Raw genomic sequence first — 14,281 nt, forward strand, 5'->3', positions numbered from 1 at the left:
CATGCGCTTTGATCTGGTCGATTTGCAGCTGTTTGTCAACGTGGTGGAGGCGGGCAGCCTGACGGCGGGCGCCGCGCGCAGCCATCTCGCATTGGCGTCGAGCAGTGCGCGTGTGCGCGGCATGGAAGAGATGCTGGGCATGCCCCTGCTGCTGCGCGGTCGGCGTGGCGTGGAGCCGACACCAGTGGGCCAGACCTTGCTCCATCACGCGCGCCTGGTGCTGCTGCAAATGGAGAAAATGCGCGGCGAACTTGGCGAATTTGCGCGCGGCTTGAAAGGGCAATTGCGGCTGCTGTGCAATACGGCCGCGCTCAGCGAATTTTTGCCCGAGGCGCTGGGCGCTTTTCTCGACCGCCATCCGAACCTGACCATCGACCTGGAAGAGCGCCTCAGTTACGATATCGTCAAGGCCGTTTCGGAAGGACTGGCCGACATGGGCATCGTGTCCGACTCGGTCGACATGCGCGGCTTGCAGACGTTTTTGTTTCGCCCCGACCGGCTGGTGGTCATCGCGGCGGCCGATGGCGTGCACCACCGCGCGCTGGGCCAGGATGGCGCCGTCGATTTTGCCAGTGTGCTCGATCACGATTTCATCGGCCTGGCCGACGACAGCGCGATGCAGCAATACCTGGGCATGCATGCGGCGCGCCTGGGGCGTCCCTTGAAGGTGCGCGTGCGCCTGCGCAGCTTCGATGCCGTCTGCCGCATGGTGGCCAGCGGCGTGGGCATCAGCGTCGTGCCGCTGGCGGCGGCCAGCCGCTGCCAGCAGACGATGGCGCTGCGCTGCCTGGAATTATCCGATCCCTGGTCGGTACGCAATCTCACCATTTGCGTACGCCAGTTCAGTGAATTACCCCTGTATGCGCGCCAGTTGATCGATCATCTGAAAGCGTGACAGGGCATGACAGGAGCAACGATGCGTTTTTCGGAAGACAAGATGGCCAGCCTGCTGTGCAGCGACCAGGTCGAGCGGCCCATCCACATCTGGCAGCCCGAGCATCCCCGCGCTGTGATCCTGGCGATCCACGGCGGCATGGCGCATGCGGGCGACTACGTCACGCCGGCGCTGTATTTCCGCCAGCACGGCATCGCCACCGTCAGCTTCGACATGGTGGGCCACGATGGCAAGCGCAAGGTGGACATTCCCTCGTTCGACGCCTTCCTCGACGACGCGGAGCTGTTCCTCGCCTGGGTCAAACAGACGTATCCGGGCTTGCCCGTATTCGTCATGGGCCACTCGATGGGCGGCCTGATCGCCACGCACCTGGGGTTGCGGCGTTTCGCGGGCGATGCGGCCATCAAGGGGTTTGTGATTTCATCGCCGTACTACGTGAATGCGATACCCGTGCCGAAAGTGCTGCAGATGCTGTCGGGCTGGCTGGCGCAGCGATTCCCCACGATGAAGGTGCCGCTGGGGAATCTGACCATGCTGCTCACGCACGATCAAACCATCACCGCGCGCCATTTCCAGGATGAGCGCGACGGCATCCGCGCCAGCGCGGCGTCGGTGCGCTTCGCCCATGCCTTGACGTCGGCGCAAAAGGAGCTGGCGGGCGGCTTGTCGGACTGGCGCTTCCCCCTGTTCGCCGTGGTGGCCGGCGACGACAAGCTGGCCGACAGCCGCGCCACGGAAAGCATGCTGCGCAGCGTGCCCGATGGCCTGCTCGACTATCACTACTATCCGGCCAATTATCACGAGAACTTCAATGAAGTGAACCGCGACGTCATCTTTGCCGCCATCCTGGCCTGGATGGAAAAACTGCTGGCGCCCGTAGCGCCTTGAGGCGCCAGTATCGTTATAATCGGTTTAACTAAATTTACCGTCGGCGCATGCCGGCCCGGTCCCCGCGGCACAGGGGAATACTCAAGGAACGAACGATGCGCTTGCTGATTGCCCTGATACTCCCGTGGCTGACCTTTTTCACGATCGGCCGCCCGATCGCCGGCATCATTTGCCTGATCCTGCAAATCACCCTGATCGGCTGGCTGCCAGCGACGATCTGGGCCGTGTACTCGCTGAGCCAGTACAAGACGGACCAGAAGATCGCCGAGGCCATGCGCCGGCGCTAAGCTAAGACTGGCCTAAGCTGCGCTTCCTATCTTGATTCAACCGACATGAGGAGAGTGAGATGGCACCAGACAGACGCGGTACCTTGAACCTGGCGGCGGCAATGCTGGCCGCCGGGCTGTTGCTGGGAAGTGCGGCGCAGGCCCAAACCGACGGCGCACTGCCGCCCGTGCAGAAGAGCGGGGCGGTGGAATACCTGAGCGGCGGCATCGGCCTCGACGAGTCGACGGCCATCAAGAGCGCCAGCCGGCATTGGCCCTTGAGCCTCGTGTTTTCCGTGCAGGCGGAGGGCAAGGCGGAATTTGCTTCCGACGTAAAGCTGGAAATACGCGACGCCAAGGGCGCGCCGGTGCTGGAAACGACGGCCAGCGGGCCGTTCCTGCTGGCGAAACTGGCGCCGGGCAGCTACAGCCTGCGCGCCACCCTGGCAGGCAAGACATTGGAACGCAAGGTGCAGATCAAGGCGGGATCGTCCGCGCGCGTGGAGCTGGTCTGGCCGGCGGGAACGAATCAAGGTAAATCCTGATGGCTGGTGACGGCAAGGCGCCTGAACAGGGCTTGTCGGCGCGGGGTTTGTCGGCACATATCCTGCCCACGTCGGCGACCATGGTCGGCGTGTGCATGACGGTGCTGTCGATCGGGCACCTGGCGCCGCGCGGCGAGGTGCGCGTGGCCATCGACAAGCTGCTTGCTGTCGATGCCATCGTCTTTCTCGTCAGCGCCGTGCTCTCGTTCATGTCGCTGCGCCCCGGCCAGTCGCGCTTGCGCTACGAATGGTGGGGCGAGCTGCTGTTCATCTGCGGCCTGGCCCTGCTGGCGCTGGGCGCCGTGGTGCTGGCCTTTGTCATCAACTGAACCCGATCAACTGACCTTGAGCACGCGCCCTTCGGCGGCGCTTTGCAGCGCCAGTTCGATCAGGCGTATCGTCGCCGCCGCATCTTCGGCCGCCACAGGCGCCGCTGCGCCGTGGCGGATGGCGTCGGCCATGCCCTGGTAAAAGTCCTGGTAGCGGCCTGCCTGCATGTCAAGGTGTTCACAATGTCCGTCCGGCTGCGTGTCCAGGTGCAGCGCGCCGCGCACGGGATCGACGCCCCAGCCGGGCTGCCCAGGCCTGCCGCCCGCCTTCAGGGCGTCTTCCTGCGGGTCGAGGCCAAACTTCACGAAACTGCCCTTGTCGCCATGCACGGCGAAGCGCGCCGTCGGCGCTTTCACCAGGCAGCCCGCTTGCAGCACCACGCGCAGCCGGTCGTAGTACAAAACGATGTGCATGTAGTCGACGGCTTGCGCACCATCGCGCTGCAGGACGATATCGGCGTACAGCTTTTCCGGCTGGCCGAACAGCTGCATGGCCTGGTCCAGCATGTGCGGGCCCAGGTCGTACAGCAAGCCGCCACCCGGCGCGCCGGACTCGCGCCAGCGCTGGCGGATCTCGGGGCGGAAGCGGTCGAAGTGCGATTCGACGCTGGCGATGCGGCCCAGGGTGCCTTGTGCCAGCAGTGCTTTCAGGGTCAGGAAATCGCCATCCCAGCGCCGGTTGTGGTACACGCTGAGCACCAGCTTGCGTTCTTTCGCCAGCGCGATCAGGCTCTGCGCCTCGGCACTGGAAATGGTGAATGGCTTGTCGACCACCACGTGCTTGCCCGCTTGCAGGGCCGCCTGCGCCAGGCTGAAATGCGCTTCGTTGGGTGCGGCGATGACGACCAGTTCGATCGATGGATCGGCAAACAGCTGCGCGGGTTCCGCATACACGGTGGGATGCGGCCAATCCTTGTGCACGAGTTCCGGCTTGCTCGAGGCGACGGCAGTCAGTTCCAGGGCATCGATGGTGGACAGGACGGGAGCGTGGAAGGTGGAGCCGGCAAAGCCGTAGCCGACCAGGCCGGTTTTGATCTTGTTCATGGCGTGTTCACAGGTGCGTGGAAGAATCCATGATCATACCCGCAAGCGGGCGGCGGCAACGCTGCTGCGATGTTGCTGCGCTGCCGCCGCCCGGACATTACTTCAGACTCCAGACGTATTGCACCTTGACGCTGGCGCCGACAGGCTTGCCGCCAGCGAGGGCCGGCTTGAACGTGCACTTGGCGATGCCGGTGCGCGCCGCTTCGTCGAGGGCCGGATGGCCGCTGCTTTTGACGACGCTCGAGCCCGTTACCTTGCCGGTGGCATTCACGTCGAAGGACATGGTGACCGTGCCCTCCTCCTTCGCCTGCAGTGATGCGGCTGGCCAGGCCGGTTTGCCACACACGCCAAAGTCGACGATGGGGCGGCGTTCCAGCACGGGCGCGCTGTCGGCGGCGACGGCCTGGCCGTAGATGCCGAGGCAGGCGCCGGCCAGGGCCAGCAGCGGCAAGGCCGCCTTCCAGTTCAGGTTGTGTGGTGCGGGGCGCAGCAATCGTTTGATACGTGACATAAGATCTCCTCCGTTGGCCGCCTGGGCCAGGTGGTGGGTTGAGAACTGGAGGCGTTCCAGTTCCGAGAGTGCAAGAGCCAGACGCCGCGGTTCGCCCAGTTGTCTTGCTGCGAAATCATCTGCAATGTGTTCGCGCTCGAGGCGCACGCCGCGTGAAATCCACCAGACGGCAGGGTGGAAGAACAGCAGCGCCTCGATGGCGTTTTGCAGCAGGTTGATCAGATAATCGTGGCGCCGGATGTGCGCCAGTTCGTGCGCCAGCAGCGCGTCGAGCAGGTGCGGCGGCATGCCGGTCAACAGCGCGGCGGGCACCAGCACCATGGGGCGCCAGATGCCGGCGGTGAGCGGGCTGGCGATGTTGTCGAGCACGCGCAGCCGCACGGGCCGCGTCACGCCCGCATCGTGCGCCATGCGCGACAGCCTGGTCTGCAGTTGGCCATGCGTGGCGCCCGTGTTCCTTGCGCTGCGCTCTATCCACAGCATGCCCAGCGCCATGCGCACGGCCAGCACGGCTGCGCACAGCGCCCACACGCCGACGACGGCGCGCAACAGCAGGTCCAGGTCGGGCAGGCTGTCGGGCGCCAGCAGGGCGGCCGGCAGCAAGGCGCTGGAGTACAAGGCGCCAGTGACATCGCCACCGGCCAGGCGCAGATACAAGCCCGCCGCCGGCCATGCCAGGCATGCCAGCAGGGCGCCGCAACCGACGGCGTAGCGCGCTTCAGGACGCGCATTGCGCAGGGCTGTCCACGCCAGCGCCGTGGCGCAGCCGATCAGCAAGCCTTGCCACAGGAAGTGCAGCAGGGTCCAGCCCAGCGCTGGCACGAAGCCGCTCATGACTGATCGTCCTTGAGCATTTTTTCGATTTCCTCGCGTTCGGCGCGCGACACGCCCGTGCGCAGCGCCGCCAGCACCAGCGCCTTGGCCGAACCGGCAAAGGCCTTCTGCATCAATTCCTTGAGCAGATTCGTCTGCAGGCTGTCCTGCGCCTGCGCCGGCGCATACACGTGCGAGCGCTGGCTTTCGTCGCGGATCAGCAAGCCCTTGCCGTGCATGATCTGCATCAGGCGCAGCACGGTGCCATACGTGATGGCCGGCTTGGCCAGCGCCATCGCCTCGTGCACCTGCTTGGCCGTGGCGGCGCCCAGCGGCCACAGCGCCTGCAGCAGATCGAGTTCGGCTGCCGTCGGTTTCGGAATGTCGTGCGTCTTGGCCATGCGGTTTCCTCTTGCCTGAAATTCAATAGGGCTAGATTAAACCTTGTAGACAAAAATGTATACTTTAATTTTAATAGGCCTTCAAACGCCTTTCAGTACGGAGGAAAAGTCTAGACAAGGTTGTTTATAAGTGATGTGCGCAGGCGAAAAAAAAAGACGCCGCAGCGTCTTTTTTTAGGCGAGGGGAGTTATCCCGCCAGCTTGGCCTTCAGCAGCTCCGTCAGCTGGGCCGGGTTGGCCTTGCCTTTGGAGGCTTTCATGGCCTGGCCGATCAGCGCATTGATGGCCGCTTCCTTGCCGGCGCGGTACTGCTCCACCGACTTGGCGTTCGCCGCCAGCACTTCGTCGACGATGGCTTCCAGGGCACCTGAGTCCGAGATCTGTTTCAGACCCTTGGCATCGATGATGGTGTCGACCAGGTTTTCGTCGCTGGATTTCGCTTCCCACATGCCGGCGAAGACTTCTTTCGCCGCCTTGTTCGAGATCGTGCCGTCGGCGATGCGCTTGAGCATGGCGGCCAGCTGCGCGGCGGAGACGGGGGCGTCGTCCAGGTCCACGCCTTCGCGGTTCAGGGTCGACGAGACGTCGCCCATCAGCCAGTTGGCGGCGGCCTTGGCGTTTTCCTTGCCGGCCTTGTCGACCACGGCGACGAAATAGGTGGCCATGGATTTCGACTGCGTCAGCACCAGCGCATCGTAGTCCGGCAGCGCGTATTCGCTGATGAAGCGGGCGCGCATGGCGGCCGGCAGTTCCGGCATCGACGCCTTGACGGTGTCGATCCACGCTTGCGAGATGACCAGCGGCGGCAGGTCAGGGTCCGGGAAGTAGCGGTAATCCTGCGCGTCTTCCTTGCTGCGCATTTCGCGCGTTTCCTTGCGGTCCGGATCGTACAAACGCGTCGCTTGCACGACCTTGCCGCCGTCTTCGATCAATTCGATCTGGCGGCGCACTTCGACGTGCACGGCTTCTTCGATGAAGCGGAAGGAGTTCAGGTTCTTGATTTCGCAGCGGGTGCCGAATTCCTTCTGGCCGACGGGGCGCACGGAGACGTTGACGTCGCAGCGGAACGAACCTTCCTGCATGTTGCCGTCGCAAACGCCCAGCCACATGACCAGCGAGTGCAGCGCCTTGGCGTAAGCCACGGCTTCGGCGGCGCTGCGGATTTCCGGTTCCGAGACGATTTCCAGCAGCGGCGTGCCGGCGCGGTTCAAGTCGATGCCGCTCATGCCCGCGTAGTCTTCATGCAGCGACTTGCCGGCGTCTTCTTCCAGGTGGGCGCGCGTCAGGTTGACCGTCTTGGTGACGAATTCGCCATCCTTTTCATAGCCGAAGGTCAGGGCGCCGCCGATGACGACGGGGTCTTCGAACTGGCTGATCTGGTAGCCCTTCGGTGAATCAGGGTAAAAATAGTTTTTGCGCGCGAAGACCGAGTGCGGCGCCACGGTGGCGCCCACGGCCAGGCCGAAGCGGATGGCGCGGTCGACGGCCTGCTTGTTCATCACCGGCAGCACGCCTGGCAGGGCCAGGTCGACGGGGCTCGCCTGCGTATTGGCGTCGGCGCCGTACTTGATCGGCGAACCGCTGAAAATTTTGGATTCGGTCGTGAGCTGCACGTGGTTCTCAAGACCGATGACGACTTCCCATTGCATAGTGTTCTCGCTTATTTTTTGGTGGCGCCGCCTGGGCGGCGCGTCTGTTCTTATTAAATACCGGCAGGGCTGCGCGTATGCCAGTCCGTCACCTGCTGGAACTGGTGGGCGACGTTCAGCAGCTTGGCTTCGCCAAAATAATTGCCGATGATTTGCAGGCCGACGGGGCGCTTGCCGTTTTTCTCGCCTTCGCCGAAGCCGCAAGGGATCGACATGCCGGGCAGGCCGGCCAGGCTGGTCGACAGGGTGTAGATGTCGGCCAGGTAGTTCGCCACCGGGTCGTCCGTCTTGTCGCCCAGGTCCCAGGCGACGGTTGGCGCGACCGGTCCCATGATGACGTCGCAGACGGCGTTCGGGCCATTCAGGACGGCGTCGAAATCCTGCGCGATCAGGCGGCGGATCTTTTGCGCCTTCAGGTAGTAGGCGTCGTAGTAGCCATGGCACAGCACATAGGTGCCGACCATGATGCGGCGCTGCACTTCCGGGCCGAAGCCCTGGGCGCGCGACTTCTTGTACATGTCCTGCAAGTCCTTGTACTCGGTGGCGCGGTGGCCATAGCGCACGCCATCGTAGCGCGACAGGTTCGACGACGCTTCGGCCGGGGCGATCATGTAGTAGGCGGGAATCGACAGGGCGGTATTCGGCAGCGAGATATCGACCAGGGTGGCGCCCAGCTTTTCATACTGCGCCAGCGCGCCGCGCACGGCCGCTTCCACGTCCTTGGCCAGGCCTTCGCCGAAGTATTCGCGCGGCACGCCGATGCGCAAGCCCGTGAGCGGTTGATCGAGGTCGCGCGAAAAATCTTCCGCCACGCCGCCCTGTTCCGGCGACAGGCTGGTCGAATCGCGCTCGTCGAAGCCGGCCATGGCACTCAAGAGCAGGGCGCAGTCTTCGGCCGAGCGGGCCATCGGGCCGCCCTGGTCCAGCGACGAGGCAAAGGCGATCATGCCGAAGCGCGAGACGCGGCCATACGTCGGCTTGATGCCGGTGATGCCGCAAAAAGCGGCTGGCTGGCGGATCGAGCCGCCCGTGTCGGTGCCGGTGGCCGCCGGCGTCAGGCCGGCCGCCACGGCGGCGGCCGAGCCGCCCGACGAGCCGCCTGGCACGGCGTGCTTGTCCCACGGATTCTGCACGGCGCCGAAAGCCGAGTTCTCATTGCCGGAGCCCATGGCGAATTCATCGCAATTGACCTTGCCCAAGGTGACCATGCCGGCCGCCTGGAATTTTTCCACCACGGTGGCGTCAAACGGGCTGGCGTAGTTGGCCAGCATTTTCGAGCCGGCCGTCGTGCGCCAGCCTTTGGTGACGAACAAGTCCTTGTGCGCGATCGGCACGCCCGTCAATGGCGTGGCCTTGCCGGCGGCGATGCGCGCGTCCGCTTCGGCCGCTTGCGCCAGGGTCAGGGCACGGTCGACGTGCAAAAAGGCGTTCGAGTTGTCCGCTTCGATGCGGTCGAGGAAATGCGTCGCCAGCGCAACGGCGGAAATTTCCTTGTTCTGCAAGAGCGTGGACAGCTGTTTGATGGATTTTGTATGCATGGCGTTTCTATTTTGATATTCGACGGGAAGGCAGCAGCATGGAGCGGCGCAGTTACTCGATCACTTTTGGCACGAGATACAGGCCATCCTGTACCTTCGGCGCCACGGCCTGGTAGGCGTCGCGGCGGTTCTGTTCCGTGGCCAGGTCTTCGCGCAGGCGCAGGGCGATATTGTCCATGTGGGCAGCCAGCGGGTGGCTCAGGGGCGCCACGCCATCGGTATTGACGGCTTGCATTTGTTCTGCCAGTGCAAAAATCTTGTTCAATTGGGCCAAAGACGTGACGGCCTGGTCGTCGGCCATTTCAAGTTGGGCCAGGTGGGCGATGCGTTTTACGTCGGAGAGTGTCAGGGACATGGCGAATGGCGCGGAGTGCCGCGCATTAGTATTAAGTTGGCGTTTTGATAAAACGCGGGTATTTACTGCTATTTTGCTCACAAAAATCGAGGAATGCCGCGTAACTCGCGGCTGCAAGAGTCGCACTTTTCCATGGTTTTTGAGCAAATCGCATTCAAATTATAAGGTAGAATGGCGGGTTAATGCGTTGCCGGCGCTGATGGACCGCTGCCGCAGCATAGAAAAGATTGCGCAAGCGCCAAGCGAAACCCGAAAAAATCGCCTCCACGGATTTTCAGGGTGCCTGAAAGCGCCCGCTTTGAAACTCCCCATAAACAGCTTTTGCGCAGCTCGATGCGCTACAGGACACTCATGTTTGGTTTTTTACGCAGGTATATCTCCACCGATCTGGCCATTGACTTGGGCACGGCCAACACCCTTATTTATGTACGCGGCCTCGGTATCGTCCTGGACGAGCCATCCGTCGTCGCCATCCGCCAGGAAGGCGGTCCGAATGGCAAGAAGACCATTCAGGCAGTCGGCAAGGAAGCCAAGCAGATGCTGGGCAAGGTGCCGGGCAATATCGAAGCAATCCGTCCGATGAAAGATGGCGTGATCGCCGACTTCACCGTGACCGAGCAAATGCTCAAGCAATTCATCCGCATGGTGCACGACTCGAAATTCTTCCGCCCTTCGCCGCGCATCATCATTTGCGTGCCTTGCGGTTCGACCCAGGTCGAGCGCCGTGCGATCCGCGAATCGGCGCTGGGCGCCGGCGCCTCGCAGGTGTACCTGATCGAAGAACCGATGGCAGCGGCCATCGGCGCTGGCTTGCCTGTGTCGGAAGCGACCGGCTCGATGGTGGTCGACATCGGCGGCGGTACCACGGAAGTGGGCATCATTTCGCTGGGCGGCATGGTCTACAAGGGTTCCGTGCGCGTGGGCGGCGACAAGTTCGATGAAGCCATCGTCAACTACATCCGCCGCAACTACGGCATGCTGATCGGCGAACAGACGGCCGAAGCCATCAAGAAAGCCATCGGTTCGGCTTTCCCTGGTTCGGAAGTGAAGGAAATGGAAGTCAAGGGCCGCAACCTGTCCGAAGGCATCCCGCGCTCGTTCACCATCTCCAGCAACGAGATCCTCGAAGCGCTGACCGACCCGCTGAACAACATCGTCTCGGCCGTGAAAAACGCGCTGGAACAGACGCCGCCGGAACTGGGCGCCGACATCGCCGAAAAAGGCATGATGCTGACGGGCGGCGGCGCACTGCTGCGCGACCTGGACCGCCTGCTGATGGAGGAAACCGGCCTGCCGGTGCTGGTGGCCGAGGACCCGCTCACCTGCGTGGTGCGCGGTTCCGGGATGGCACTGGAACGTATGGACAAGCTCGGCTCGATCTTCTCCTACGAATAATCTGACAGAAGGGCCGGAAACCAATCCGGCCTTTTTTTGGTTTTGGCGCCGGCGTTTGACCGGGGCCTGCACGTTGGCGCACTGCGCCTGGCCTGATCATTGGAAGTCATGGAATACAGTCCTCCGCCACTTTTCAAACAAGGCGCCTCCGCCCGCGTCAAGATGATGGTGTTCGCCGGCATTTCTATCGCCCTGCTGCTGGTCGATTCGCGCATGCACGCGCTGACGGCCGTGCGCCAGGCAGTCGGCACCGTGCTGTATCCGGTGCAGATGGCGGCGCTGGTGCCGCGCGACGTGGCGCTTGGCGTCGGCAATTACTTTTCTTCGCTGTCCGCCCTGGAAAAACAGGTGCGCGACCTGAAGCACGAACAGATCGCCTCGGCGCAGATCCTGCAGCAGGCGCAGCTCAACATCGTTGAAAACAACCACTTGCGCAAGCTGATGGAAGCGCGCGAGCGCGTCCCCGTCAAGACCATGATGGCCGAAGTGCTGTACGACACGCGCGATTCGGCCACGCGCAAGATCGTGCTCGATCGCGGTATCCAACATGGCGTGGAACTGGGCCGCCCCGTGATCGACAACCTCGGTGTGGTGGGACAGGTCACGCGCGTGTTCCCGTTCACCTCCGAAGTGACCTTGCTGACCGATGAAGAGCAGGCCATTCCCGTGCAGCTGCTGCGCAATGGCGTGCGCAGCGTGGCCATCGGGCGCGGCAAGTCCGGCACCATGGAGCTGCGCTTCACGGCCCCCAGCGCCGACATCCAGATCGGCGACATCGTCATTACCTCGGGCCTCGACGGCCTGTACCCAGCTGGCCTGGCCGTGGCGCGCGTGACCCTGGTCGAGCGCAATGCGCATGGCCCGTTCGGCCGCGTCGTGTGCCAGCCGCTGGCCGGCATCGAACGCAACACCCAGCTGCTCATTTTGATGACGTCGCCCGAGATTCCGCCGCGTCCGCCCGCCGAAGATATCAAGACGGGCCGCAAGATCGCCGGCAAGATGGCGCCGATCAAGGACCCTGCCAAGGAGGCTGCCGCTGCTGCAGCGCCTGCCGCCAAGCCGCCTGCCGCCAACGCGGCCGCGCCCGCGCCCGCAAAACCTGCGACGCCCGCGCCCGCACCTGCCGCCGTGCCACCGAAGGAAGCGACACGATGAACCGCCCGCATTACATCCTGCTGCCGGTCAGCCCCCTGTTCATCGGCTTTTCCCTGCTGTGCGCTTTTTTGCTGAACCTGCTGCCGTGGGGGCAGTTCGTCGGCGTGCCCGATTTCGTCGCGCTGGTGCTGGTCTTCTGGGGCATCCACCAGCCGCGCAAGGTCGGCATCGGCGTGGCCTTCTTCATGGGCCTGATGATGGACGTGCACGACTCGACCCTGCTGGGCGAGAATGCGCTGGCCTATACCTTGCTGTCGTATTTCGCCATCATGATGCACCGCCGCGTGCTGTGGTTCCCCATCATGACGCAGGCGCTGCACGTGCTGCCGCTGCTGCTGCTGACGCAGGCGCTGCAATTGCTGACGCGCTTGATCGTTTCGGGCCGCTTCCCCGGCTGGCTCAATTTCATCGAGAGCTTCGTCGCCGTCGCCCTGTGGCCCATCGTCACGTGGATCTTGCTCGCGCCGCAGCGCCGCGCCGTGGACCGCGACCATAACCGGCCGATCTGACGAGCGCCTGCCATGACTGAACTCAAGAACACCGAGCGCGAACTGCATTTTTTCCGCATGCGCCTGACCATTCTGGGCGCGCTCGTCTTCGTCTGCTTTTCGCTGCTGCTGGCGCGCTTCATCTGGCTGCAGGTGATCAAGCACGAGGACTACGCGACCAAGGCCGAGGACAACCGCATCGCCGTGGTGCCCATCGTGCCCACGCGCGGCCTGATCCTCGACCGCAACGGCGTGGTCCTGGCGCGCAATTACTCGGCCTACACCCTGGAAATCACGCCGTCGAAACTGAGCGCCAGCCTTGATTCCGTGATCGACGAGCTGTCGACTCTGGTGCAGATCGACATCAAGGATCGCCGCCGCTTCAAGAAGCTGCTGGAAGAATCGAAGAACTTCGTCAGCGTGCCGCTGCGCACGCGTTTGACGGACGAGGAAGTGGCGCGCTTCACGGCGCAGCGTTTCCGCTTCCCCGGCGTCGAGGTGCAGGCGCGATTGTTCCGCCAGTATCCGATGGGCGAAGTGGCCTCGCACGTGGTGGGCTTCATCGGTCGCATCAACCGCAATGAATCCAAGGCGCTGGAAGAGGGCGAGGACGCGGCCAACTACAACGGCACCGACCATATCGGCAAGGAAGGCCTGGAAAAAAGCTACGAAAAGCAGCTGCATGGCACCACCGGCTACGAAGAAGTGGAAGTGTCGGCCGGCGGGCGCGCCATGCGCACCCTGTCGCGCACGGCGGCCACCCCCGGCAACAACCTGATCCTGTCGATCGACATCGAACTGCAAAAAGTGGTCGAGGAAGCGTTCGGCGAATGGCGCGGCGCGGCCGTGGCCATCGACCCGGCCACGGGCGACATCCTCGCCTACGTGTCCAAGCCTGGCTACGACCCCAACCTGTTCGTCGACGGTATCGACCAGCAAAGCTGGAACGAACTCAATACCTCGCTGGACCGGCCGATGGTCAACCGTCCCCTGTCCGGCACCTACGCGCCCGGCTCGACTTTCAAGCCTTTCATGGCGCTGGCCGCGCTGGAACTGGGCAAGCGCACGCCGAGCCAGTCGATCTCCGATCCCGGTTTCTTCATCCTCGGCGGCCACACCTTCCGCGACGACAAGGTGGGCGGCCATGGCACGGTGGACATGCACAAGTCCATCGTCGTCTCGTGCAACACCTATTATTATCAGCTGGGCCGCGACATGGGCATCGACGCCATTCACGACTTCATGAAGCCGTTCGGCTTCGGCCAGCTGACGGGCATCGACCTGAATAACGAGAAGACGGGCGTGCTGCCGTCGACGGAATGGAAGCGCAACCGCTTCAAGACGCCGCAGCAGAAAAAATGGGTGGGCGGCGACACGATTTCGGTGAGTAACGGCTCCGGCTACAACTCCTACACGCCGCTGCAGATCGCCCACGCGACGGCCAACCTGGCCAACAACGGCGTGGTGATGAAGCCGCATCTGGTGAAGATCATCGAAGACGCCGCCACGCGCGCGCGCACCCTGACGGTGCCCAAGGAAAGCTACCGCATTCCGCTCAAGCAGGAAAACATCGACACCATCAAGCGCGCCATGGTGGGCGTGACGAGCGAGCAGGGCGGCACGGCCGCGCGCATCTTCACGGGCGTGCAGTACACGGTGGGCGGCAAGACGGGTACGGCGCAGGTGGTGGGCATCAAGAAAAACGAGAAGTACAATGCCAAGCTGCTGGCCGAGCGCCTGCGCGACAACGCCCTGTTTACGGCCTTCGCGCCGGCCGACAAGCCGCGTATCGCGATCGCCATCGTGGTGGAAAACGCGGGCTTCGGCGCCGGCGTGGCCGCGCCGATCGCGCGCAAGGCGCTCGACTACTACCTGCTGGGCAAGCGCCCGAGCGACAAGGAAAAGGACACCACCAAGGTGCCCAAGGAAGATGTCGACGAAGTGCGCACCCTGGAAGAAATCACGGACGAGCAGGCCGCCCCGGCACCTGCCAGGCAATAAGGAAGCAC

Annotated in this window: 15 protein-coding genes; 9 read left to right on the forward strand and 6 right to left on the reverse strand. The window is 63.6% G+C overall.

The window, feature by feature from the left end; translation table 11 throughout:
• Position 1: 1 nt before the first annotated feature.
• The 5 genes from MRBLMS1_RS27045 to MRBLMS1_RS27065 all read left to right on the forward strand — a co-directional run bounded on the left by MRBLMS1_RS27045 (position 2) and on the right by MRBLMS1_RS27065 (position 2,923).
• The gene (locus MRBLMS1_RS27045) at positions 2–895 is read left to right on the forward strand and encodes a LysR family transcriptional regulator (protein WP_456148448.1); all 894 of its coding nucleotides are present in this window, start codon (positions 2–4) and stop codon (positions 893–895) included.
• Between the two features lie 21 nt (positions 896–916).
• Positions 917–1,783, forward strand: a complete 867-nt coding sequence (locus MRBLMS1_RS27050) for an alpha/beta fold hydrolase (RefSeq protein ID WP_485883378.1) — start codon at positions 917–919, stop codon at positions 1,781–1,783.
• A 95-nt stretch (positions 1,784–1,878) separates the two neighbouring features.
• Positions 1,879–2,070 (forward strand): YqaE/Pmp3 family membrane protein, encoded by a 192-nt coding sequence (locus MRBLMS1_RS27055; RefSeq protein ID WP_099379993.1) that lies wholly within the window; start codon positions 1,879–1,881, stop codon positions 2,068–2,070.
• 59 nt (positions 2,071–2,129) lie between these two features.
• The gene (locus tag MRBLMS1_RS27060; protein ID WP_485883381.1) at positions 2,130–2,594 is read left to right on the forward strand and encodes a carboxypeptidase regulatory-like domain-containing protein; all 465 of its coding nucleotides are present in this window, start codon (positions 2,130–2,132) and stop codon (positions 2,592–2,594) included.
• On the forward strand, positions 2,594–2,923 hold the full coding sequence (locus MRBLMS1_RS27065) for a hypothetical protein (protein WP_051959363.1): 330 nt from the start codon (positions 2,594–2,596) through the stop codon (positions 2,921–2,923). Before MRBLMS1_RS27060 ends, MRBLMS1_RS27065 begins: the two co-directional genes overlap by 1 nt.
• Before the next feature lie 6 nt (positions 2,924–2,929).
• Here MRBLMS1_RS27065 and MRBLMS1_RS27070 read toward each other — a convergent pair whose 3' ends face one another.
• From MRBLMS1_RS27070 to gatC, 6 genes are all read right to left on the reverse strand, one after another.
• On the reverse strand, positions 2,930–3,967 hold the full coding sequence (locus tag MRBLMS1_RS27070; protein ID WP_485883383.1) for an oxidoreductase: 1,038 nt from the start codon (positions 3,965–3,967) through the stop codon (positions 2,930–2,932).
• 97 nt (positions 3,968–4,064) lie between these two features.
• Complete coding sequence (locus MRBLMS1_RS27075) at positions 4,065–5,312, reverse strand: M56 family metallopeptidase (RefSeq protein WP_485883385.1); 1,248 nt, start codon at positions 5,310–5,312, stop codon at positions 4,065–4,067.
• Positions 5,309–5,692 carry a BlaI/MecI/CopY family transcriptional regulator gene (locus tag MRBLMS1_RS27080; RefSeq protein WP_046683490.1) on the reverse strand — a complete coding sequence of 128 codons (384 nt, stop codon included), beginning with the start codon at positions 5,690–5,692 and terminating at the stop codon, positions 5,309–5,311. The genes MRBLMS1_RS27075 and MRBLMS1_RS27080 overlap by 4 nt, the downstream gene beginning before the upstream one ends.
• Positions 5,693–5,880: 188 nt before the next feature.
• Complete coding sequence (gene gatB / locus MRBLMS1_RS27085; protein ID WP_456151034.1) at positions 5,881–7,356, reverse strand: Asp-tRNA(Asn)/Glu-tRNA(Gln) amidotransferase subunit GatB; 1,476 nt, start codon at positions 7,354–7,356, stop codon at positions 5,881–5,883.
• Between the two features lie 38 nt (positions 7,357–7,394).
• A complete protein-coding gene (gatA, locus tag MRBLMS1_RS27090; protein ID WP_485883388.1) occupies positions 7,395–8,879 on the reverse strand; it encodes an Asp-tRNA(Asn)/Glu-tRNA(Gln) amidotransferase subunit GatA in 1,485 nt (494 codons plus the stop codon).
• 52 nt (positions 8,880–8,931) lie between these two features.
• Positions 8,932–9,234: an Asp-tRNA(Asn)/Glu-tRNA(Gln) amidotransferase subunit GatC gene (gene gatC, locus MRBLMS1_RS27095; protein ID WP_034749369.1), complete on the reverse strand. Its 303-nt coding sequence runs from the start codon at positions 9,232–9,234 to the stop codon at positions 8,932–8,934.
• A gap of 351 nt (positions 9,235–9,585) precedes the next feature.
• Here gatC and MRBLMS1_RS27100 point away from each other — a divergent pair, with 351 nt between their 5' ends.
• The 4 genes from MRBLMS1_RS27100 (at position 9,586) to mrdA (ending at position 14,273) form a co-directional block, all read left to right on the forward strand.
• On the forward strand, positions 9,586–10,629 hold the full coding sequence (locus MRBLMS1_RS27100) for a rod shape-determining protein (protein ID WP_010393186.1): 1,044 nt from the start codon (positions 9,586–9,588) through the stop codon (positions 10,627–10,629).
• A 108-nt stretch (positions 10,630–10,737) separates the two neighbouring features.
• Positions 10,738–11,784: a rod shape-determining protein MreC gene (gene mreC / locus MRBLMS1_RS27105; RefSeq protein WP_034749357.1), complete on the forward strand. Its 1,047-nt coding sequence runs from the start codon at positions 10,738–10,740 to the stop codon at positions 11,782–11,784.
• Positions 11,781–12,293: a rod shape-determining protein MreD gene (gene mreD, locus MRBLMS1_RS27110; protein ID WP_034749354.1), complete on the forward strand. Its 513-nt coding sequence runs from the start codon at positions 11,781–11,783 to the stop codon at positions 12,291–12,293. The genes mreC and mreD overlap by 4 nt, the downstream gene beginning before the upstream one ends.
• A gap of 12 nt (positions 12,294–12,305) precedes the next feature.
• Positions 12,306–14,273: a penicillin-binding protein 2 gene (mrdA, locus tag MRBLMS1_RS27115; protein ID WP_436483341.1), complete on the forward strand. Its 1,968-nt coding sequence runs from the start codon at positions 12,306–12,308 to the stop codon at positions 14,271–14,273.
• Positions 14,274–14,281 lie beyond the last annotated feature (8 nt).

Source organism: Massilia sp. LMS1-1-1.1, from assembly GCF_040815535.1.
GTDB lineage: Bacteria > Pseudomonadota > Gammaproteobacteria > Burkholderiales > Burkholderiaceae_D > Janthinobacterium > Janthinobacterium aestuarii.

Excerpts from the sequence above, each read along its gene's own strand:
- MRBLMS1_RS27080 (WP_046683490.1), bottom strand. The coding sequence starts at position 5,692 with ATGGCCAAGACGCACGACATTCCGAAACCGACGGCAGCCGAACTCGAT.
- MRBLMS1_RS27050 (WP_485883378.1), top strand. The coding sequence starts at position 917 with ATGCGTTTTTCGGAAGACAAGATGGCCAGCCTGCTGTGCAGCGACCAG.
- MRBLMS1_RS27065 (WP_051959363.1), top strand. The coding sequence starts at position 2,594 with ATGGCTGGTGACGGCAAGGCGCCTGAACAGGGCTTGTCGGCGCGGGGT.
- mrdA (WP_436483341.1), top strand. The coding sequence starts at position 12,306 with ATGACTGAACTCAAGAACACCGAGCGCGAACTGCATTTTTTCCGCATG.
- MRBLMS1_RS27100 (WP_010393186.1), top strand. The coding sequence starts at position 9,586 with ATGTTTGGTTTTTTACGCAGGTATATCTCCACCGATCTGGCCATTGAC.
- gatC (WP_034749369.1), bottom strand. The coding sequence starts at position 9,234 with ATGTCCCTGACACTCTCCGACGTAAAACGCATCGCCCACCTGGCCCAA.
- MRBLMS1_RS27045 (WP_456148448.1), top strand. The coding sequence starts at position 2 with ATGCGCTTTGATCTGGTCGATTTGCAGCTGTTTGTCAACGTGGTGGAG.
- mreD (WP_034749354.1), top strand. The coding sequence starts at position 11,781 with ATGAACCGCCCGCATTACATCCTGCTGCCGGTCAGCCCCCTGTTCATC.
- mreC (WP_034749357.1), top strand. The coding sequence starts at position 10,738 with ATGGAATACAGTCCTCCGCCACTTTTCAAACAAGGCGCCTCCGCCCGC.
- MRBLMS1_RS27075 (WP_485883385.1), bottom strand. The coding sequence starts at position 5,312 with ATGAGCGGCTTCGTGCCAGCGCTGGGCTGGACCCTGCTGCACTTCCTG.
- MRBLMS1_RS27055 (WP_099379993.1), top strand. The coding sequence starts at position 1,879 with ATGCGCTTGCTGATTGCCCTGATACTCCCGTGGCTGACCTTTTTCACG.
- MRBLMS1_RS27060 (WP_485883381.1), top strand. The coding sequence starts at position 2,130 with ATGGCACCAGACAGACGCGGTACCTTGAACCTGGCGGCGGCAATGCTG.
- MRBLMS1_RS27070 (WP_485883383.1), bottom strand. The coding sequence starts at position 3,967 with ATGAACAAGATCAAAACCGGCCTGGTCGGCTACGGCTTTGCCGGCTCC.
- gatA (WP_485883388.1), bottom strand. The coding sequence starts at position 8,879 with ATGCATACAAAATCCATCAAACAGCTGTCCACGCTCTTGCAGAACAAG.